Below are 19,926 nucleotides of genomic sequence, written 5' to 3'. Positions count from 1 at the left end.
CCGGCGCCGCCCGCCGCCAAGCCCCCCCCCCCCCCCCCCCCCCCCCCCCCCCCCCCGGCCCCCCCCCCCCCCCGCCCCCCCCCCCCCCCCGGCCCCCCCCCCCCCCCCCCCCCGGGGCAAACCCCCCCCCCCCCCCCCCCCCAACCCCCGCCCCCCCCCCCCCCCCCCCGCCCCCCCGCGCCCCCCCCCCCCCCCCCCGGGGGGGGCGCCCCCCCCCCCCCCCCGGCCGGGGGGGCCGCCGCCCCCCCCCCCCCACCCCGATCGGCCTTTCCGACCGCTTCCGCGGCCGGCCTGGTCAGCCCTTGACGCAGACGACCTGCTTGAGGTGCGCGACCACCTCGACCAGGTCCTTCTGCTGGGCGATGACCTTCTCGATGTTCTTGTAGGCGCCCGGGATCTCGTCCACCACGCCGCCGTCCTTGCGGCACTCCACGCCCTCGGTCTGCTCGACCAGGTCCTGGGCGGTGAATCGCTTCTTCGCGGCGTTGCGGCTCATCTTGCGGCCGGCGCCGTGCGAGGCGGAGTTGAACGACGCCGCGTTGCCCAGACCGCGGACGATGTAGGAGCCCGTCCCCATCGAACCGGGGATGATCCCGAGGTCGCCGGAGCCCGCCCGGATCGCCCCCTTGCGGGTCACCAGCAGGTCGACGCCGTGGTACCGCTCCTCCGCCACGTAGTTGTGATGGCAGCTGATGACCTCGTCGAAGGTGACCTCCGCCTTGGTGAACTCGCGGCGGACAACCTCCTGGAAGAGCGCCATCATGACCGCGCGGTTGTGCTTCGCATACTCCTGTGCCCAGAAGAGGTCCTGGCGGTAGGCCGCCATCTCCGGGGTCTTCGCGAGGAAGACGGCCAAGTCCCGGTCGATCAGGCCCTGGTTGTGCGGCAGCGAGCGGGCGACGCCCATGTGGTGTTCGGCCAGTTCCTTGCCGATGTTCCGGGAGCCGGAGTGCAGCATCAGCCAGACAGAACCGGAGGTATCGACACAAACCTCGCAGAAGTGGTTGCCGGCTCCGAGCGTCCCCATCTGCTGCATCGCCCGCTCACGGCGCCACTTCACGTCCTCCGCGATGCCGTCGAAGCGCTGCCAGAAGTCGTCCCAGCCCGCCGTGCGGAAGCCGTGCAGCTTGGCCGGGTCGACCGGCTCGGAGTGCAGGCCGCGGCCGACCGGGATGGCCCGCTCGATCTCGCGGCGCAGGCCGGCGAGGTCGTCCGGGAGGTCCTTCGCGGTGAGCGAGGTCTTCACCGCGCTCATCCCGCAGCCGATGTCCACGCCTACCGCCGCCGGGCAGACCGCGCCGTCCATGGCGATGACGGAGCCGACGGTGGCGCCCTTGCCCAGGTGGACGTCGGGCATCACGGCGAGGCCGTGCAGCCACGGCAGGGAGCTGATGTTGCGCAGCTGCTGCATCGCCTGGCCCTCGACGGTGGCCGGGTCGGTCCACATCCGGATCGGGACCCGGACGCCGGGGACTTCGGTGTACGACATGGGTGAACGACCTCCAGGGGTCGGGTGGTTCGGGAAGAGGATTGCCGCGCGACAGCGATCCCGGCGCGGCTCGGGGAAGTTCAGGGGGGCTCAGACGCCCGGGGCGACGGGACAGGGGGAATACGGCCTCGGGGAGCGTCGTATCGCTTGCTCGACCCGCATGGTGACCGCCTCCCTTCCTTCGTCGCGTTCGCACGTGCTGTGCGCCGGGGAACATCTATCCACGGAACGGACCTGGCCCGCAACGGATTTACAAACGCGTCCGGCCCGGCGGAGCGGGTGCTCCACCGGGCCGGACGGTGATCCGACGATCGGGTCAGCTGATGACGGTGACCTCGCCGATGCCGAGCGCCCGCACGTCGTCGGCGATCACCGAGGCGTCGCCGACCAGGACGGTCACCAGGCGGTCCGGCGGGAAGGCCGCGACGACCGCCTCGGTGGCGGCGGCGGTGGGCAGTTCGGCGAGCTGCCGGTAGACCTCGGCCTGGTAGTCGTCCGGCAGGTACTGCTCGACCTGGTCGGCCAGGGTGCCGGCGACCGAGCCCGCGGTCTCGTACTTCAGCGGGGCGACGCCGACCAGGAACTGCACGGCCTCGTCGCGCTCGGCGTCGGTGAGGCCCTCGGCGGCGAGGGTGCGCAGGATCGTCCAGGTGTCGGCCAGCGCGGGGGCGGTGGAGGCGGTGTCCACCGAGCCGCTGATGGCGAGCATCGCGCGTCCGCTGCCGTCGGCGGCCGAGCGCAGCGGCTGGGCGAAGGCCCGCACGCCGTAGGTGTAGCCCTTCTCCTCGCGCAGGACGCGGTCGAGGCGGGAGGTGAGGGTGCCGCCGAGGCAGTAGGTGCCGAGGGTCTGGGCGGCCCAGACCGGGTCGTGGCGGTCGGGCCCGATCCGGCCGATGAGCAGCTGGGTCTGGACGGAACCCGGGCGGTCCACGATGACGACGCGACCGCGGTCGTCGCCGGTGACCGGGGCGTGGGTGGACGGCTCGGCGGGCGTGCCGGTCCAGGTGCCGAGGGTGTTCTCCAGCAGCGCGGGCAGCTCGACGCCGGTGAGGTCGCCGACCACCACGACGGTGCTGGTCGCGGGGCGGACGTGGGCGTCGTAGAAGGCCTTGACGGCCGCGCGGTCGATCGACTTGACGGTGTCGGCGGTGCCGGCGCGGGGCCGGGAGAGCCGGTCGGCGCCGTCGAACAGCTCGGCGTACAGGGCCTTGGCGGCGCGCCGGGCCGGGTTGGCCTGCTCGTGGACGATCTCGTCCAGCCGGTTGGCGACCAGTCGCTCGATCTCCTCCTCGGGCAGCGCGGGGGCGCGCAGCGCGTCGGCGAGCAGGGACAGGCCGCGCTGGAGCCGGGAGGCGGGGACCTCCAGGGAGATCCGGATGCACGGGTGGTCGGCGTGCGCGTCGAGGGTGGCGCCGGCGCGCTCCAGCTCGGCGGCGAACTCCTCGGCGCTGAGGGTGTCGGTGCCCTCACTGAAGGCGCGCGCGAGGATGCCGGCGATGCCGTCGAGGCCCTCGGGCTCGGCGGCGAGCGGGGCGTCGAGCAGGACCTCGACGGCGACCAGCTGCTGGCCGGGCCGGTGGCAGTGCAGCACGGTGATGCCGTTGCCGAGGGCGGCCCGCTCGGGGGCGGGGAAGTCCCAGGGGCTGGGCGTGCCCGGCTGGGGCTGCGGGTGGAAGGTCATGGCGGGGACGTAGTCGGTGCTCATACGGCGGCACCCTCCTCTTCGGAAGCGGCGTCGGAGTCGGCGTCGGTCTCGGCGGCGGTCTCGGCGGCGGTCGGCTCGTAGGCGAGGACGGCCCGGTTGTCGGGGTGGAGCCGGGCCTTGGCGATGGCCTGGACCTCCTCGGCGGTGACGTCGAGGACCTTGGGGAGGGCGTCGTTGAGCAGCTTGGGGTCGCCGAACAGGACGGCGTAGCGGCACAGTTCGTCGGCGCGGCCGGCGACGGTGGTGAGCCGGTCGAGCCACTCGCGCTCGATCTGGGCCTGGGCGCGCTCCAGTTCCTCGGCCGTGGGGCCCTCGGCGGCGAAGCGGGCGAGCTCCTCGTCGACGGCGGTGCCGATCTGCTCGATGGTGGCGTCGCCGGAGGTCTTGACGTCGAGCCAGCCGAGGCTGGGGGCGCCGGCCAGCCGCAGCAGGCCGAAGCCGGCGGCGACGGCGGTGCGGTCGCGGCGGACCAGCCGGTTGTAGAGGCGGCTGGACTCGCCGCTGCCGAGGATGGTGAGGGCGAGGTCGGCGGCGTCGGCCTCGCGGGTGCCGTCGTGCGGGAGGCGGTAGGCGGCCATCAGCGCGCGGGAGGGGACGTCCTCGTGGATCTCCTCGCGGATCTCCCGGCCGATGGTCTCGGGGAGTTCGCCGGAGCGCGGGGGCTGCTTGCCGTCGTGCGCCGGGATGGAGCCGAAGTACTTCTCGACCCAGGCGACGGTCTGCTCGGGGTCGATGTCGCCGACGATGGACAGGACGGCGTTGTTGGGCGCGTAGTACGTCCGGAAGAACGTGCGGGCGTCCTCCAGGGTGGCCGCGTCGAGGTCGGCCATGGAGCCGATCGGGGTGTGGTGGTACGGGTGGCCGTCGGGGAAGGAGAGCGCGGTGAGCTTCTCGAAGGCGGTGCCGTACGGGACGTTGTCGTAGCGCTGGCGGCGCTCGTTCTTGACGACGTCGCGCTGGTTCTCCATGGACGTCTCGTCGAGCGCGGCGAGCAGCGAGCCCATCCGGTCGGCCTCCAGCCAGAGGGCGAGCTCCAGCTGGTGGGCGGGCATGGTCTCGAAGTAGTTGGTGCGCTCGAAGCTGGTGGTGCCGTTGAGCGAGCCGCCGGCTCCCTGGACGAGCTCGAAGTGCCCGTTGTTGGAGACGTTGGCCGAGCCCTGGAACATCAGGTGCTCGAAGAGGTGGGCGAGGCCGGTGCGGCCCTCGACCTCGTGGCGGGAGCCCACGTCGTACCAGAGGCAGACGGCGGCGACCGGGGTGAGGTGGTCCTCGGAGAGGACGACGCGCAGGCCGTTGGCCAGGCGGTGCTCGGTGATGGCGATGCCTCGGCTGGAGGCGGGGGCCGGGTTGGCCATGCGCTCGGGTCCTTCCCGTCGTCGATGTCGGGGTTCGTGTGGCGTCCCCCATTGTGGTGCAACGCGCGGGAGCCGCGTTCGTGTCCGCGCGGACGGGGGCGTTCGCCAGGGGCGGAAGAGGGCCGCTGACCGGGAGTGTCGGCGGGAGGGTCCACAATGGGGGCGCCGCGCCCTGTCGACGGCGCCCGGTTGACGGGTCCGACGGCAGGACGGTGCCGGAGACGGCCGACGACCGCCCCCGGCGTTCGGCGGCCGACCGAAGAACCACCGAGACACAGCCAGCGACACGTAAGGGAGCCCCGCCGCGATGGCCCGCCGCAGTTCGCAGACCCCGCCGCCCGGAGACTTCGAGGAGCGGATCCTCGACGTCGACGTCGTGGACGAGATGCAGGGCTCCTTCCTGGAGTACGCCTACTCGGTGATCTACTCGCGTGCGCTGCCCGACGCGCGGGACGGTCTGAAGCCGGTGCACCGCCGGATCCTGTACCAGGCCAACGAGATGGGCCTGCGCCCGGAGCGCGCGCACGTGAAGTGCGCCCGCGTGGTGGGCGAGGTGATGGGCCGGCTGCACCCGCACGGCGACGCGTCGATCTACGACTCCGTGGTCCGCATGGCGCAGCCGTTCTCGATGCGGCTGCCGCTCATCGACGGGCACGGCAACTTCGGTTCGCTGGGCAACGACGACCCGCCGGCAGCGATGCGCTACACCGAGTCGCGGCTGACGGCCGCCTCGATGGCGATGGTGGAGTCGATCCACGAGGACACCGTCGACTTCGGCCCGAACTACGACGGCAGCGAGCAGGAGCCGCTGGCGCTGCCGGCCGCGTTCCCGAACCTGCTGGTGAACGGCGCGACGGGCATCGCGGTCGGCATGGCGACGAACATGCCGCCGCACAACCTGTCCGAGGTGGTGGCCGCGGCCCGGCACCTGATCAAGCACCCGAACGCGGACCTGGACACGCTGATGCGGTTCGTGCCCGGTCCGGACCTGCCGACCGGCGGGCGGATCGTCGGCCTGTCGGGCATCCGGGACGCGTACGAGTCGGGCCGCGGCACGTTCAAGATCCGGGCGACGACGACGGTGGAGGCGGTGACGGCCCGCCGCAAGGGCATCGTGGTCACCGAACTGCCGTACAACGTCGGCCCGGAGAAGGTCATCTCGAAGATCAAGGACCTGGTCAACGCGAAGAAGCTCCAGGGCATCGCGGACGTCAAGGACCTGACCGACCGCGAGCACGGGCTGCGGCTGGTCATCGAGGTGAAGAACGGCTTCGTGCCGGAGGCGCTGCTGGAGCAGCTGTACAAGCTGACGCCGATGGAGGAGACCTTCGGCATCAACAACGTGGCGCTGGTGGACGGGCAGCCGCTGACGCTGGGCCTGAAGGAGCTGCTGGAGGTCTACGTCGACCACCGCTTCACCGTGGTGCGCCGGCGCAGCGACTTCCGCCGCCGCAAGCGCGAGGAGCGGCTGCACCTGGTCGAGGGCCTGTTGGTGGCGCTGCTCGACATCGACGAGGTCATCGCGATCATCCGGTCGAGCGACAACGCCCAGCAGGCCAAGGAGCGCCTGATGGAGCGCTTCTCGCTGTCGGAGACGCAGACGGCGTACATCCTGGACACCCCGCTGCGGCGGCTGACCCGCTTCGACCGGGTGGAGCTGGAGCAGGAGAAGGCGAAGCTGACCTCGGAGATCGCGGACCTGACCGAGATCCTGGAGTCGGACACCAAGCTGCGCAGCGTGGTGTCGTCCGAACTGGGCGCGGTGGCGAAGCAGTTCGGCACCGAGCGGCGCACCGTGCTGCTGGAGGCGGGGGCGGTGCCGTCGGCGGCGCTGGCGGTGCCGCTGGAGGTCGCGGACGACCCGTGCCGGGTGCTGCTGTCGTCGACGGGCCTGCTGGCGCGGACGGCGGACGGCGAGCCGTTCGAGGTGTCGGAGAAGCGGGCGAAGCACGACGTGATCGTGTCCGCGGTACACGCGACGGCGCGGGCGGACGTGGGCGTGGTGACGTCCGCGGGCCGGGTGCTGCGGCTGCCGGTGATCGACCTGCCAGCGCTGCCGCCGACGCCCTCGCCGACGCTGGCGGGCGGGGCCGCGGTGGGCGAGTTCCTGCGGCTGGAGGCCGGGGAGCGGGTGCTGGCGCTGACCACGCTGGACGAGTCCTCGCCGGGCCTGGCGCTGGGCACGGCGCAGGGCGTGGTGAAGCGGGTGGTGCCGGAGTGGCCGGCGAACAAGGACGAGTTCGAGGTGATCGCCCTCAAGGAGGGTGACGAGCTGGTGGGCGCGGTCGAACTGCGCACCGGCGAGGAGGACCTGGTCTTCATCACCTCGGACGCCCAGCTGCTGCGCTACCCGGCGGGCCAGGTGCGTCCGCAGGGCCGCCCGGCGGGCGGCATGGCGGGCATCAAGCTGTCGGACGGCGCGCGGGTGCTGTCCTTCACGGCGGTGGACCCGGCGGCGGACGCGGTGGTGGTCTCGGTGGCCACGGCCACGGGCACGCTGGCCGGCGGCGAGCAGACGAGCTGGAAGGTCACCCCGTTCGAGCAGTACCCGCGCAAGGGCCGCGCCACCGGCGGCGTGCGCTGCCAGCGCTTCCTGCGCGGCGAGGACGCCCTGGCCTTCGCCTGGGCCGGTGCCGCCCCGGCCCGCGCCGCCACCGCCAAGGGCGCCCCGGTCGACCTGCCGGAGCGCGACCCGCGCCGCGACGGCTCCGGCACCCCGGTCACCACCCCGATCGCGGTGGTCGCCGGCCCGGCGTAACGGCCTCGCACGAGCGGAAGGGCACCGGAACCGTCCGGTGCCCTTCCGCTTTTTCGTGCCCGTCCGACCGGGAATCCGGAACGGCGGTCCCCAATTCCCGTCCATGGCCGGATCTTTGCCCATCCATGGGTTAGGTTCACCGAACAGGTGCTCCATTGAGCGTCACAAAACTTGGGGGGACGGGGAGTTGGCCGAGGAATTCAAGATCGACATGGGCACGATGAGAACGGTGTCCAAACAACTCGGCGAATGCGGCAACCGCATGGGGGCGGTCGCCAAGAGCCTGGAGAACCTCGGGAAGGGCAAGCAGTTGGGCACCGAGCGGCTCGACTCGGCCTGCAGGGGGTTCGAGGACCACTGGCACGGCGGCATCGGCCGGATGGCCAAGCTCGCCCAGGGCCTGCGCGAGGGCCTGGACGCCTCGCTCAAGAACTACGGGGACAACGAACAGGGCACCGCCAAGGGCCTCGGCGCGACCTGAGCCAACCAGCCAGTAGGGGACTGACTTTCCACCATGAGCGACAAGAACTGGCCGGGCCTCGGATTCTGCCCGGCCCCGGGGGACCTACCGGCCATCGCCAAGATGTACACGGACGTCGACGCGGTAGCCCGCGAACTGGAGGAACTGCGGCACGCGCTCGCGGACCTCGGCTCCGACGGCAGCGCCTGGCAGGGCGAGGCGGCCCGCAACTTCGCCGGCAGGCTCGGCGAACTGCCCAAGTACCTCACCCAGGGCCACGAGTCGATGGCCGCCTGCTCGCGGGCCCTCAAGACCTGGCACACCCAGCTCACCGCCCTGCTCGCCTCCGGGAAGACCCTGGAGGGCCAGGCCGTCGAACTGCGGTCCAGGGTGGGCGACATGAACGTCCAGTGCAGTGCTGCGGGGAAGGCCCTGGATGCCTCCACGCAGTCCACCGACGCGGCGGCCCAGGCGAGGGCCAAGGCCGACTTCGAGGCCAAGCTCCAGGCCCAGCAGCAGCTCGTGCACCAGCTCGACGAGCTGATCGCGAGCGGCCACAAGCAGCTGGCGGACCACAAGCTCAAGGCTGAGGCGGCCGCCAGGGCGATCATGGAGGCGTCCCGGCACCATCCGCCGGACCCGAACCTGCTCAAGCGGATGCTGGACAAGGTGGAGCACGCCTGGCAGAAGTCGCTGGACTTCCTGGCCGACCACGCGGACCTCCTTTCCCAGATTTCCGCCGGGCTGGCGATCGCGGCGCTGGCGATCCCCGTCGCGGGCCCGATCCTGGGTGCCGCGGCCGTGCTGACCAGCGCGGCCGCGATGGCCGGGCACGGCATCGCCAAGTCCCGTGGCCAGGACGTTTCCTGGTTGAAGATCGGGCTGGACGGGCTCGGGGTGATCCCCGGCTTCGGCGCTGTCAAGGGCTTCGCCACCGCCGGAAAGACGGCCAAGGCGGCAAAGGTCCCGGGCGTCGTCAACAAGGTCAAGGCCCAGATCGGCGGCCTCAGGGAGTCGATGCAGCTCGCGAAGGGATCCGGCGTCGCCGCGCGGACCCGTGGCGCCGGCGCATCCCTGTACGAGATGACTCGCAACCCGCTGTCGACCAAGGCCATCGTCGGCGGGCTCAAGAAGGCGGGTGTCGAGGCGGATCCCCGCATGATCACGATCTCGAACAAGGCGACTGGGCTCTCCCACAGCTTCTACCAGAACTACGAGAAGGACCAGGAACGGAAGGAGAGGGAGTCGCACGTCGTCGCCCCCGGAGCACCGAAGCCCGCCTATCGCCTGCCGTCCGCACCGTTCCTGAACGCCGTCGGCTGAGAGGAGAGACCCCATGGCCGAGTACCTCCATGCGACGCTCCCCGTCGAAGGCGGGCGGATCGCCGCGGTACCCGAGGTGGTCGAGGCCGCGCGACGGGCCGAAACCCTCTACGGGATCAACCTGTTGCATGACCACGAGGCACGCGCGGTGGTCACCAAGCACCTGAGACTGCGGAACCGGGTGGGCTCCTACGCCGAGGCGGCGTGGCTGCTCATCATCATGGCGGTCGTGGCCACCTCGGTCACTGGCAACTGGGCAGCAGTGATCCTGGGAGTTCCGGCGGGAATCGCGCTCTGGGCGTGGGGTGCGCACCGCGCGTCGGAGAAGGACACCGCCTCGGTGCACTTCACCGCGTACATCGGTCTGCTGAACCAGGCCAGGCGCGCGGGGATGATGTTCCAACTTCCCTCCGAGTGGGGAGCCGATGCCGATCGGGCCTCGTGGGAGGAAAGCCCTGCGGCCGATCCACTGCCCCAGCCGCAGGCGTCTCCGGCTGCCAACCCCGCCGCCGCCGCCCTGCCCGCCGCCGCCGCCCTGCCCGCTGTCGCCGCACAGCCCGGCTCCTGGTGGCCGACTGAAGCCGTGATCGACCCGAAGTTCCCGGTGCTGCCGGTCGCCGCGGTCGCACAGCACTCGGCGCTGGCCGGCCGGGCCCGTGAGATCGGCGCTCCGCACGGCCTCGACTTCCTGGACGAACAGGCCGTCCGGGGACTGCTCACCGCTGTGAAGCGATCCCGCCGGTGGATCAGCACATGGGGAAGGATCTTCATCCTCACGGTGGTCGCCGGCATGATCATCGCCCCCCTGGGCATGGACCCCGCCGGTGCCGAGCACCGCCGACAGCTCACGTCCCTCGGCATGGGGCTGATCGCCATCGGCGTGATCACCGCTGTCCCCGCTCTGAAGGAACTCTGGACGTGGCGCCGCTCCGGGCTGCGCGACCACAGCGACGCCTACCTCGACCTGCTCGTCGAGGCCCGCGCGTACGGCGTCCCGGTCCCCGTCCCACCGGCCTGGCTGGACGTCCGCAACCGGATCCGCAAGCCCTCATGACCTCCGTGGAAGGCCCGATGCCCAGCACCCCGATGGACCACGCAGCCGCCCGGCTCCAGATCCGCTTCGTCGTCCCGCCCGCCTTCCACGAGATCCCGGTGTTGGGCACCGACGACCAGGTGGCCGAGGAGCTCTGGGAGCTGGTCTGCGAGGTGCTGGCCTCCCATCCCGACGAGCTGCGGGTGCGCTGGGCCGTGGCGCTGGCCGAGCTGATCCCGTCGATGGCCGAGGCCGGGGTGATCCACGCCGGGATGTGCCTGGTGGACGTGGACGGCCGTCCGAGCACGGCCACCATCACGGCCTCGGTGTGCCCCCTGGTCGGCACCGACTACCCGAACGCCGTGGACTTCCTGCTGACCCGCCTCGCCCGGGCCCGTCCGGAGGCGGAGGTGACGGCGATAGAGCTGCCGGCCGGGCGCGCGGCGGCGGTGATCGACGCCGTGGCGACCCGGGTCGACGCCGGGGCGGCGGCGCTGGACGCCCTGGCGGTCCCGCTGGTCGACGGGGTGCTGACCACCTCGGTGGTCCAGGTGCACCTGCCGCTGCCGAACGAGTCCCAGCTGCTCTCCCTGGAACTGAGCACCCCGTGCCCCGAGGACTGGGAGCTCTACTCGGAGCTGTTCGCGGACGTCGTCCGCAGCATCCACCTGGAGTTCGCCGACCTGCCGACCGTCTCCGAGCCGCTGTACGACACGGTGGACGAGGAGGTGGCGGAGCGGGTGAAGGCCGCGTTCGGGTGACCGCGTGAGGATGATCAGGTGAGGGTAGCCTTGCCGACGTGAGCACCTGTGCGACCGTGTCGCGTGAACTTTCGGAGCCGCTGGCCGCGACCGCGGCGGTGGCGACCACCTGGCTGCTGGTGGAGCAGGCCGGGCCGTGGGGCGCGAAGGCGCTGGGCGAGAGCCATCTGGACGCGGCGGTCGGGCGGGCGCTGGAGGCGGCCGCGGCCGGGACGGGCGTGCGGGTGGCGCTGATCCGGCGGCCCGGTCGGCACGCCGACTGCCTGCCGACCGCACGCCACGAGGTGTTCGTCGCGCACACGGTGCCGGGCCGCGGCTGGGTTCGCCGGGCGCAGGTGGCGGATCCGGCGGAGCTGCTGGGGCTGGACTTCGCGGCGCTGGGCGCCGGCGACCACACCGGTTTCGGGGCGGACCACGTCGGCGGCCCGGTGGCGCTGGTGTGCACCAACGGGCGGCGGGACCGCTGCTGCGCGCTGCTGGGCCGTCCGCTCGCGGCGGAGCTGGCGGCGGCCGGGCACAGCGAGGTGTGGGAGGTCACCCATCTGGGCGGGCACCGCTTCTCCCCCACCATGCTGGTGCTGCCGTACGGCTACGCGTACGGGCGGCTGACGCCGGAGAGCGCCAAGGAGGTGCTGGCGGCGACGGCGGCCGGGCACATGGTGCCGGAGTGGTCGCGCGGCTGCTCGGGCTGGGAGCGTCCGGGCCAGGCGGCCGAGCACGCGGTGCGGCTGGCCACCGGCGAGACCCGGGCGGACGTGCTGACGCTCACCCAGCGGCCGGACGGCGAGAGCCGCTGGCTGGTGACGGTGCTGCACCGGGACGGCCGGTCCTGGGAGGTGGACGTGGTCGAGGCGGTCAGCGAGCCGGCGCGTCCGGAGAGCTGCGGCAAGGCGGCGGGAACGCCCTCGCGGATGGACGTGCTGTCGGTCCGGGGCGCGTGAGAGCGGCCCCGCGCCCGTGGGGGTGAGCGCGGGACCGCCACCTGTGGGGCCGCTGCCGTCCGGGCTCAGCCGCCGGCCTTGGCGACGAACTCCGTGGTGTACGTCCTCGCCAGGTCGATCGACCCCTCCTTGCCCTTGACGTCCGGGTGGAACGCGGCGAGCACCGAGAGCACCGTCTTCGGCCCGTCGGCCGGCATCACGCCGTCCGTGGTGAACATCGGCAGCGTCGCCTTGATCGCCGCCGCGTACTGCTCGGCGCCGCCCTGCGCGTAGTCGGCGGGCATCTTCGCGGCGATCTCCTCGGGGCTGTGGGTGGACATCCACTTGAGGGTCTTCACGAAGGCGTTGGCGAGCTTCTGGGTGGTGTCCTTGTTCTTCTCCACCCAGTCGGTGTTCATGTACAGCGACGAGGACGGGTACAGCCCGCCGAGCGCCTCGCGCGAGCCCTCGGGGGTGCGCATGTCGTACAGCACCTTGCCGAGGCCCTTGTCCAGGATGTTGGCGACGGTCGGGTCGGTGGTCATTCCGGCGTCGATGCTGCCCTGCTGGAGCGCGGCGATGAAGGTCTGGCCGGCGCCGACCGCGATCGGGCTGAACTCGCTGACGGCGGTGCCGTTCTTGACCGCGAGGTACTTGGTGAGGAAGTCGGTGGAGGAGCCGATGCTGGTGACTCCCAGCTTCCTCCCCTTGAAGTCGGCGCCGGACCTGATGGCGTCGGCCTGCCGGGTGGAGACCACCTCGACCTCGCCGGGCGCCTGGGCGAACTGCACCACGGACTCGACCTTCTTGCCCTTGGCCTGGAGGTCGATGGTGTGGTCGTAGAAGCCGACGGCGCCCTGGACGTCCCCGGCGAGCAGCGCGGTGGTGGCGTTGACGCCGGCCGGCTCGGTCATCAGCTCGACGTTGACGCCGGCCTCGGCGAAGTGGCCGAGCCGCTGGGTGAGCATCGCGGGCAGGTAGATGACCTTGTCCAGGCCGCCGACCATGATCTTGACCTTGGGTCCGTCGACCTGCTGGCCGGCGGGGGCGGCGACCGCGCCGTGGCCGGCGGTCGCGGCGTCGTTGGCGCAGGCGGAGAGCGGGAGGAGCAGGGCGGCGGCGAGGGCGGCGGCAGCCGCTCTGCCGGTCGGAACGGGGCGCATGGGTGGGGCCTCTCTCGGGGGGACTGGCAGGGGAGTCAGCGGCTCCGGCCGCAGCGGGGGTTCAGCGGCCGTCGCCCGTGGCGGCGGGGGTTCGGCGCCCGTCACCCGCGTCGGCGCGAGTTCAGCGCCCGTCGCCCGCGTCGGCGGGCTTCCAGCGGAACAGCTTCTTCTCGGCGAAGGTCAGCAGCCCCTCGGTGAGCAGCGCGACGACGGCGAGGATGGTCATGGCCGCGTACACGCCGGCCGCGTTGAAGGTGCCCTGGGCGGCCGCGACGAGCAGGCCGAGGCCCTTGGTGGCGCCGATGTACTCGCCGACGATGGCGCCGATCAGCGCGAAGCCGAAGCTGACGTGCAGGCTGGTGAAGATCCAGGTGGTGGCCGCGGGGATGACCACCTGGAGGGTGACCCTGCGGTTGTCGGCGCCCAGGATGCGGGCGTTGGCGACGAGGTTGCGGTCCACCTCGCGGGCGCCCTGGAAGGCGTTGAAGAACACCGGGAAGAACACCAGCACCACCGCGGAGGCGACCTTGGAGGCCGGGCCAAGGCCGAACCAGATCAGGAAGATCGGCGCGAGCACGATCCTCGGGATGGCGTTCAGCACCTTGATGTACGGCCCGAACACGTCGGCCAGGAAGCGGATCCGGCCGAGCGCGATGCCCAGCAGCACGCCGCCGATGACGCCGATCACCCAGCCGGTGAGCGCCTCGTAGAGGGTGTAGCCGATCTGCTCGCCGAGCGATCCCTGCGCGGTTCCGTGGGTGGTCCACTGCCAGATCTGGTCCCAGATCCTCGACGGCTGGGAGAAGTTGAACGGGTCGATGACGTCGGTGCGGGCGCACACCTCCCACAGCCCGAGGAAGGCCAGCAGCACCGCGACCCGGGCCGCGTAGACGCCCAGCCTCCGGTTGCGGGCGGCCCGTTCGCGGGCCTCGGTCCTCGTCGTGGCGGCCGGGGGCTTCCCGCCGGCGGCCGGCCCGGACGCGGGCGCGGACTCGGGTACGGACTCGGACGCGGTCTCAAGCGGCACGACCCGCTCCTCTCTCCCGGGTGATGCGCACCTCTTCGCCGAGCGAGGCCCAGATCTCGCGGTACAGCTCGACAAACCTCGGCTCCAGCCGGACGGCCTCCACGGTGCGCGGGCGCGGCAGGTCGACGGTGAAGACCTCCTTGACGGTGGCCGGTCCGGCCGTCATGACGACGACCCGGTCGGCGAGCGCGATGGCCTCGTCCAGGTCGTGGGTGACGAAGACGACCGAGGAGCCCGTACCGGCCCACAGCTCCAGCAGCTGGTCCGACATCAGCGCCCTGGTCTGCACGTCCAGCGCCGAGAACGGCTCGTCCATCAGCAGGATCGCCGGGTCGTTGACGAAGGTCTGGGCGAGCGCGACGCGCTTGCGCATGCCACCGGACAGCTGGTGCGGGTAGCGGTCCTCGAAGGCGGCCAGGCCGACCCGGCCGAGCCAGTCCCGGGCCCGGTCCCGGGCCTCGGCGGCGGGCACGCCGCGGAAGCGCGGGCCGGCCATCACGTTGGACAGGACGGTGCGCCAGGGGAAGACGGCGTCCTGCTGGAAGACGAACCCGACCTTGGGGTCGATCCCGCGCACGGGCTCGCCGTACACCAGAACCTCGCCCTCGGTGGGCTCCTCCAGGCCGCTGACCAGGGTCAGCGTGGTGGACTTGCCGCAGCCGGTGGGGCCGACGACGGCGACGAACTCGCCCTGCGCGACGGTCAGATCGAGGTCGCGGACGGCGGTGTGCAGCGCCCCGGAGGGGGTGCGGAACCGTTTGGTCGCGCCGGTCAGCTCGATCGCCGGGGTTGTGCTCATTCGATCCTCCCGGGTCTGTGCTTGCCCCGGAAAGGTAGGAGCGGGGCCGGCCCCGGCGGGAGCCTTCTCCGCGTAGTGCGACTTCTCCGCATAGAGGGGTGTTCTGCTCGTTTTGCTTGCGCTACAACTGCGGGGACGCGGCTGACAGAAACACGCCCGAAACGTAGGGTGTCCCGACCCCGTCCCGCCGGTCCCCCACCCACCGGCCCGTCCCCCGCCGGCCGCCGGCCCTCCCCCGACCGGCCCCGTCCCGTTCCGCCCCGTCCCGCTGAGTCCCGCCCCGTCCCCGCCCGCCCACCTGCGCAGAACCGCCCGAAGCCGCCGAGAGGAGGCCCGGATGAAGCTCCCCCGCGGACCCCGTCGGGTCTTCGCCCAGCTGCTGCTGAGCCAGACCGTCGTCACCGTCGGTGTCACCGCCGTGACCGCCGGACTGTTCCTGGCCCCGGTCAGCAGCGAGCTGGACCACGACGCGATGCAGCGGGCGCTGTCGATCGCCCAGGCCACCGCCACCGACGAGAGCATCGCGCGGGCCGCCGCCGGCCGCGACGTGGTGGCCGCGCAGCGCAACGCCGAGCAGATCCGGCTGGCCACCGGCGCCAGCTTCGTGGTGGTCACCGACCTGGACGGCATCCGGCTCTCGCACACCGACCCGGGCCGGATCGGCCAGCGGGTCAGCACCGACCCGGAGCCCGCCCTCAGCGGCCGCAGTGTCACCGCCATCCAGCAGGGCACCCTGGGCCGCACCGCCCGCGGCAAGGTGCCGCTGCGGACGGCGGACGGCCGGATCGTCGGCGAGGTCTCGGTCGGCATCAGCGACGACTCGATCCGCCGCCGGCTGCTGAAGATGCTCACCGGCATCCTGCTGTGCGCGGGCGCCGGCCTGGCCGCCGGGACGCTCGCCACCCTCCTGCTGGCCCGCCGCCTCAAGCGCCGCACCCACAACATCGCGGTGGCCGACATCTCCGCCCTGCTGGTGGAGCGGGAGGCGATGCTGCACGGGATCCGCGAGGGCATGGTGGCACTGGACGAGCGCGGCCGGATCCGGCTGGCCAACGACGAGGCCGTCCGGCTGCTCGGCCTGCCGGAGGACTGCACCGGCCGCCCGATCGGCGCGGTGCTGCCACCGGGCCGGCTGGCGGACGTCCTCGCCGGGCGGATCGCCGGCGCCGACCTGCCGGCCGTACGGGACGACCGGGTACTGGTGGTGAACCGGACGGCCACGCCCGAGGGCGGCGCCGTGGTGACCCTGCGCGACCGCACCGAGCTGGAGTCGCTGGTCCGCGAGCTGGACACCACCCGCAGCCTGACCGAGGCGCTGCGGGCCCAGGACCACGAGCACGCCAACCGGATGCACACCCTGCTGGGCCTGCTGGAGCTGGGCCGTCACGAGCAGGCGGTGGCGTTCATCTCGGAGCAGTCCGGCTCGCACGCCGTGGTCGCCGCGCGGATCGCCGAGCAGGTGCGGGACCCGCACGTGGCGGCGCTGCTGGCGGGCAAGACCTCGGTGGCGGCCGAGCGCGGGGTGCGGCTGACGCTGGCCCCGGCGGCGCACCTGCCGGACACCGTGGTGGACGCCCGGGCGCTGGTGACGGTGCTCGGCAACCTGGTCGACAACGCGGTGGACGCGCTGGCCGCGGGCGGCGGGGGCCGGGTGGAGGTGAGCCTGGCCGCGGCCGGCCCGACCCTGCTGCTGCAGGTCGCGGACAGCGGCCCGGGGGTGCCGGAGGCGCTGCGCGAGCAGGTCTTCGAGGAGGGGTGGACCAGCAAGGACGCGCCCGCGCACCGTCCGCGCGGGCTGGGGCTGGCGATGGTGCGGCGGCTGGTCGAGCGGACCGGCGGCCGGATCGTGCTCGACACCGGGCCGCTCGGCGGCGCCCGGTTCACCGTCGAGCTGCCCGAGGCCCTGCTCACCACTCAGCTCGCGGAGGCGTGATGATCGACGTACTCGTGGTGGACGACGACTTCCGGGTCGCGGACGTGCACGCCGCCTACGTGGCCAAGGTCCCGGGCTTCCGGGTCACCGGCACCGCGCACTCGGCCGGGGAGGCGCTGGCCGCCCTGGAACGCCGCCCGGTGGACCTGCTGCTGCTCGACCACCACCTGCCCGACGAGACCGGCCTGGCCCTGGTGCGCCGGCTGCGGGAACGCCAGGTGGCCTGCGACGTGATGATGGTGACGGCCGCCCGGGACGTGTCGACGGTGCACGCCGCGATGCAGCACGGTGCGCTCCAGTACCTGGTCAAGCCGTTCACCTTCGCCGGGCTACGGGAGAAGCTGGTGGCGTACGCGCAGCTGCGGCACGCGCTCGCCGCCCCGGCCCGGGAGGCCGGCCAGGACGAGGTGGACCGGCTGTTCGCGACCCTGCGCAGCGCCGCCGCCCCGGCCGGGACGCTCCCCAAGGGCCACTCGGCGCCCACCACCGACCTGGTAATGGGCGTACTGCGCCGGGCCGGCCGGCCGCTGTCCGCCCAGGAGGTCGCCGACGCCACCGGGCTGAGCCGCTCCACCGCGCAGCGCTACCTCAAGCAGCTGGAGCGGGACAGCCGGCTGCGGCTGACCCTGCGGTACGGCGACACCGGCCGCCCGGAGCACCGCTACGGGCTGGCGGCCCGGGCCTGAGCCCCACCGCCCCAGCCCCGGCCGCGCCGCCGGCCCGGGGGCGGACAGGGAGGAACCCCGGCGGCCCCAGGCCCGCCGGGGTTCCCCGGGGCGCGACGGCTCAGGCCGCGCCCGCACCGGTGAGGGCACGGACCTCCAGCTCGGCGAACCGGTCCGGGTCGGCGGGCTCGGACGAGGTGACCGTCCCGATCCAGCCGGCCAGGAAGCCGAGCGGGATGGAGACGATGCCCGGGTTCTCCAGCGGGAACCAGTGGAAGTCGAGACCGGGGAAGAGCGCCTCGGCGGAACCGGACACCACCGGCGAGAAGCACACCAGCACGATCGCCGGGACCAGCCCGCCGTACACCGCCCAGACCGCGCCCCGGGCGGTGAACCGCGACCAGAACAGGCTGAACAGCAGCACCGGCAGGTTGGAGGAGGCGGCGACGGCGAAGGCCAGGCCGACCAGGAAGGCGACGTTCAGGTGCTGGGCGAACAGGCTGATCACGATCGCCGTCGCCCCGATCCCGGCGGCGGCGATCCGGGCGACCACCACCTCCTGCTGCTCGCTGACCTGGGAGGTCGACTCCTTCCCCGACCGGGAGGCCGGGACGCTCTCGCCCCGACGGCGCCGACCGCGGCTGCCCTTCACCTGCTCGCGCGCCGGCCGGGCGCGCCAGGCGCCGGCCCAGATGTCGTGGGCGAAGGCCGCCGAGGAGGCCAGGGTCAGCCCGGCGACCACGGCGAGGATGGTGGCGAAGGCGATCGCCGAGATCAGGGCGAACAGCACCACCCCGCCGGTGCTCCCGTTGCCGCCGCCGAGCGACAGGGCGAGCAGCGGGACGGCGGTGTTGCCGGCCGAGTTGGCGTGCCGCACCTCGGCCGAGCCGATCAGCGCGGTGGCGCCGAGGCCGAGCACGATGGCCATCAGGTAGAAGCTGCCGACCAGGCCGATCGCCCACATCGTGGAGCGGCGGGCGGCCCGTGCGGTGGGCACGGTGTAGAAGCGGGACAGGATGTGCGGGAGGCCGGCGGTGCCGAGCACCAGGCCCAGGCCGAGGCTGACGAAGTCCAGTCGGCTGGTGATGCTGCCGCCGTACTTGAGCCCGGGCTCCAGGTAGTGGTGCCCGGCGCCGCTGTGCTGGGCGGCCTGGCGCATCAGCTCGCCGAGGTCCCCGTGGAAGCGGACCACCAGCAGCACGGTGAGCAGCACCGAACCGCCGGTCAGCAGGAAGGCCTTGATGATCTGGATCCAGGTGGTGGCCCGCATCCCGCCGATGGTGACGTAGACGATCATCAGGGCGCCGACCGCGATGATGGTCCAGGTGCGGGCGTGCGGGCTGCCGGTGCCGAGCAGCAGGGCCACCAGTGAGCCGGCGCCGACCATCTGGGCCACCAGGTAGAGCAGGGTGACCACGACGCTGGCGCCGCCGGCCGCGGCGCGCACCTTGCGGCGGCGCAGCCGCAGCGCGAGCACGTCGGCGAGGGTGTACCGGCCGGCGTTGCGGACGAGTTCGGCGACCAGCATCAGCACGACCAGCCAGGCGACCAGGAAGCCGACGCTGTAGAGCACGCCGTCGTAGCCGTACAGCGCGATCAGCCCGGCGACGCCCAGGAAGGAGGCGGCGGAGAGGTAGTCCCCGGAGAGCGCGAAGCCGTTCTGCAGCGGCGTGAAGTCGCGGCCGCCGGCGAAGAAGTCCTCGGCGGCGTTGCCCTGGCGGCCGACCCAGAGGGTGACGCCCAGGGTGACCAGGACGACCACGGCGAACAGCGCGATGGCGAGCGAGTGGTGGTCGCCGGTGGGGGCGACAGGCGGCGGGGTGGCGGTCGACACGGTCTGGACCGCGGTCTGTACGGCGGCCTTGGCCGCGTCGGTGGGCACGGTGAGCATTCCGGTCGTCATCGCAGTTGGTCCTGGGTGTCCCAGCGCAGGCCCAGGGCGGCGCGGTCGCGCTTGGTCCGGGAGTTGCGGGCGTAGAGCCAGGTGAGCAGGAAGGTCGTGGCGAACTGCAGCAGCCCCAGCAGCCAGGCCACGTTGAGCGGGCCGGCCACCGTCCTGCGCATCAGGTCGGGGGCGCCGGCCTGGGCGGCGACGAACAGCAGGTACCAGGCGAGGAAGGCACCGGTGATCGGGAAGACGAACGTCCGGTAGCTGCGGCGGATCTCCCGGAAGGCGGTGCTGGCCTGGACCGCCCGGTAGACCTCGGTGCGGTCGGCGACCGGCTCCTCGGCGAGCGGCTCGCCCGGGCGGGCCGGGTCCTCGGGATCGGCGGGAGTGGTCTGGGCGAACGGCTCGACGGCGGCCCCGTGGACGGGCGCGCCCACGGCCGCCGGCCCGGCGACGGCCTCTGCCGACTGGGCCGTGCGGGCGTGGTCCGTACGGGCGGGGCCGGACTGCGCCGGTACCGCCGTTCGGAGGTGCGCAGCCGATGGCTCGGCGGACTCAACGGGGATGCCGGCGGCCGGAGCGGCCCACCAGTCGAATTGCTGTCCCGGGCCGGGACTGCTCGTCTGCTGCTGTGGCACTGCTGCTCC

Annotated in this window: 16 protein-coding genes; 8 read left to right on the top strand and 8 right to left on the bottom strand. The window is 72.9% G+C overall.

Annotated features, from left to right (window positions below; genetic code table 11):
- Nucleotides 1-295: 295 nt before the first annotated feature.
- The 3 genes from ACFY0X_RS31105 to ACFY0X_RS31095 all read right to left on the bottom strand — a co-directional run bounded on the left by ACFY0X_RS31105 (nt 296) and on the right by ACFY0X_RS31095 (nt 4,549).
- Nucleotides 296-1,489, bottom strand: coding sequence for an RtcB family protein (locus ACFY0X_RS31105; RefSeq protein WP_387759561.1), 1,194 nt, complete (start codon nt 1,487-1,489; stop codon nt 296-298).
- Between the two features lie 316 nt (nt 1,490-1,805).
- Nucleotides 1,806-3,170 carry a M16 family metallopeptidase gene (locus ACFY0X_RS31100; RefSeq protein WP_387759575.1) on the bottom strand — a complete coding sequence of 455 codons (1,365 nt, stop codon included), beginning with the start codon at nt 3,168-3,170 and terminating at the stop codon, nt 1,806-1,808.
- Between the two features lie 20 nt (nt 3,171-3,190).
- Complete coding sequence (locus ACFY0X_RS31095; protein ID WP_387759560.1) at nt 3,191-4,549, bottom strand: M16 family metallopeptidase; 1,359 nt, start codon at nt 4,547-4,549, stop codon at nt 3,191-3,193.
- A gap of 307 nt (nt 4,550-4,856) precedes the next feature.
- Between ACFY0X_RS31095 and ACFY0X_RS31090 the strand changes: the two genes are divergently transcribed.
- The 6 genes from ACFY0X_RS31090 to ACFY0X_RS31065 all read left to right on the top strand — a co-directional run bounded on the left by ACFY0X_RS31090 (nt 4,857) and on the right by ACFY0X_RS31065 (nt 11,825).
- A complete protein-coding gene (locus ACFY0X_RS31090; protein ID WP_387759558.1) occupies nt 4,857-7,307 on the top strand; it encodes a DNA topoisomerase (ATP-hydrolyzing) subunit A in 2,451 nt (816 codons plus the stop codon).
- Between the two features lie 187 nt (nt 7,308-7,494).
- Nucleotides 7,495-7,788: a hypothetical protein gene (locus ACFY0X_RS31085; protein ID WP_387759556.1), complete on the top strand. Its 294-nt coding sequence runs from the start codon at nt 7,495-7,497 to the stop codon at nt 7,786-7,788.
- Nucleotides 7,789-7,821: 33 nt separating this feature from the next.
- The gene (locus ACFY0X_RS31080; protein WP_387759554.1) at nt 7,822-9,090 is read left to right on the top strand and encodes a hypothetical protein; all 1,269 of its coding nucleotides are present in this window, start codon (nt 7,822-7,824) and stop codon (nt 9,088-9,090) included.
- Nucleotides 9,091-9,103: 13 nt separating this feature from the next.
- Nucleotides 9,104-10,144 carry a hypothetical protein gene (locus ACFY0X_RS31075; RefSeq protein ID WP_387759553.1) on the top strand — a complete coding sequence of 347 codons (1,041 nt, stop codon included), beginning with the start codon at nt 9,104-9,106 and terminating at the stop codon, nt 10,142-10,144.
- 17 nt (nt 10,145-10,161) lie between these two features.
- Nucleotides 10,162-10,884, top strand: coding sequence for a hypothetical protein (locus ACFY0X_RS31070; protein WP_387759551.1), 723 nt, complete (start codon nt 10,162-10,164; stop codon nt 10,882-10,884).
- Nucleotides 10,885-10,922: 38 nt separating this feature from the next.
- The gene (locus tag ACFY0X_RS31065) at nt 10,923-11,825 is read left to right on the top strand and encodes a sucrase ferredoxin (protein WP_387759549.1); all 903 of its coding nucleotides are present in this window, start codon (nt 10,923-10,925) and stop codon (nt 11,823-11,825) included.
- Between the two features lie 65 nt (nt 11,826-11,890).
- Here ACFY0X_RS31065 and ACFY0X_RS31060 read toward each other — a convergent pair whose 3' ends face one another.
- From ACFY0X_RS31060 to ACFY0X_RS31050, 3 genes are all read right to left on the bottom strand, one after another.
- On the bottom strand, nt 11,891-12,967 hold the full coding sequence (locus ACFY0X_RS31060; RefSeq protein ID WP_387759548.1) for an ABC transporter substrate-binding protein: 1,077 nt from the start codon (nt 12,965-12,967) through the stop codon (nt 11,891-11,893).
- A gap of 121 nt (nt 12,968-13,088) precedes the next feature.
- Nucleotides 13,089-13,994, bottom strand: a complete 906-nt coding sequence (locus tag ACFY0X_RS31055) for an ABC transporter permease (protein ID WP_387759546.1) — start codon at nt 13,992-13,994, stop codon at nt 13,089-13,091.
- Nucleotides 13,984-14,793, bottom strand: coding sequence for an ABC transporter ATP-binding protein (locus ACFY0X_RS31050; protein ID WP_387759544.1), 810 nt, complete (start codon nt 14,791-14,793; stop codon nt 13,984-13,986). The genes ACFY0X_RS31055 and ACFY0X_RS31050 overlap by 11 nt, the downstream gene beginning before the upstream one ends.
- Before the next feature lie 337 nt (nt 14,794-15,130).
- Here ACFY0X_RS31050 and ACFY0X_RS31045 point away from each other — a divergent pair, with 337 nt between their 5' ends.
- A complete protein-coding gene (locus ACFY0X_RS31045; RefSeq protein ID WP_387759543.1) occupies nt 15,131-16,726 on the top strand; it encodes an ATP-binding protein in 1,596 nt (531 codons plus the stop codon).
- Nucleotides 16,726-17,412 carry a response regulator gene (locus tag ACFY0X_RS31040; RefSeq protein ID WP_359912604.1) on the top strand — a complete coding sequence of 229 codons (687 nt, stop codon included), beginning with the start codon at nt 16,726-16,728 and terminating at the stop codon, nt 17,410-17,412. The genes ACFY0X_RS31045 and ACFY0X_RS31040 overlap by 1 nt, the downstream gene beginning before the upstream one ends.
- A 100-nt stretch (nt 17,413-17,512) precedes the next feature.
- Here ACFY0X_RS31040 and ACFY0X_RS31035 read toward each other — a convergent pair whose 3' ends face one another.
- Both ACFY0X_RS31035 and ACFY0X_RS31030 read right to left on the bottom strand, forming a co-directional pair.
- Entirely contained in the window at nt 17,513-19,294 is a 1,782-nt protein-coding gene (locus tag ACFY0X_RS31035; RefSeq protein WP_387759542.1) for a cation acetate symporter, read from the bottom strand.
- Complete coding sequence (locus ACFY0X_RS31030; protein WP_387759541.1) at nt 19,291-19,917, bottom strand: DUF485 domain-containing protein; 627 nt, start codon at nt 19,915-19,917, stop codon at nt 19,291-19,293. Before ACFY0X_RS31030 ends, ACFY0X_RS31035 begins: the two co-directional genes overlap by 4 nt.
- Between the last annotated feature and the right edge of the window lie 9 nt (nt 19,918-19,926).

The organism is Kitasatospora sp. NPDC001547 (assembly GCF_042894165.1).
GTDB lineage: Bacteria > Actinomycetota > Actinomycetes > Streptomycetales > Streptomycetaceae > Kitasatospora.
This window is presented reverse-complemented; position numbering and strand designations above follow the sequence as displayed.

What these genes read in the sequence shown, in the direction of transcription:
- ACFY0X_RS31105 (WP_387759561.1), bottom strand. Translation starts at nt 1,489, where the DNA reads ATGTCGTACACCGAAGTCCCCGGCGTCCGGGTCCCGATCCGGATGTGG.
- ACFY0X_RS31100 (WP_387759575.1), bottom strand. Translation starts at nt 3,170, where the DNA reads ATGACCTTCCACCCGCAGCCCCAGCCGGGCACGCCCAGCCCCTGGGAC.
- ACFY0X_RS31095 (WP_387759560.1), bottom strand. Translation starts at nt 4,549, where the DNA reads ATGGCCAACCCGGCCCCCGCCTCCAGCCGAGGCATCGCCATCACCGAG.
- ACFY0X_RS31090 (WP_387759558.1), top strand. Translation starts at nt 4,857, where the DNA reads ATGGCCCGCCGCAGTTCGCAGACCCCGCCGCCCGGAGACTTCGAGGAG.
- ACFY0X_RS31080 (WP_387759554.1), top strand. Translation starts at nt 7,822, where the DNA reads ATGAGCGACAAGAACTGGCCGGGCCTCGGATTCTGCCCGGCCCCGGGG.
- ACFY0X_RS31075 (WP_387759553.1), top strand. Translation starts at nt 9,104, where the DNA reads ATGGCCGAGTACCTCCATGCGACGCTCCCCGTCGAAGGCGGGCGGATC.
- ACFY0X_RS31070 (WP_387759551.1), top strand. Translation starts at nt 10,162, where the DNA reads ATGCCCAGCACCCCGATGGACCACGCAGCCGCCCGGCTCCAGATCCGC.
- ACFY0X_RS31060 (WP_387759548.1), bottom strand. Translation starts at nt 12,967, where the DNA reads ATGCGCCCCGTTCCGACCGGCAGAGCGGCTGCCGCCGCCCTCGCCGCC.
- ACFY0X_RS31050 (WP_387759544.1), bottom strand. Translation starts at nt 14,793, where the DNA reads ATGAGCACAACCCCGGCGATCGAGCTGACCGGCGCGACCAAACGGTTC.
- ACFY0X_RS31045 (WP_387759543.1), top strand. Translation starts at nt 15,131, where the DNA reads ATGAAGCTCCCCCGCGGACCCCGTCGGGTCTTCGCCCAGCTGCTGCTG.
- ACFY0X_RS31040 (WP_359912604.1), top strand. Translation starts at nt 16,726, where the DNA reads ATGATCGACGTACTCGTGGTGGACGACGACTTCCGGGTCGCGGACGTG.
- ACFY0X_RS31035 (WP_387759542.1), bottom strand. Translation starts at nt 19,294, where the DNA reads ATGACGACCGGAATGCTCACCGTGCCCACCGACGCGGCCAAGGCCGCC.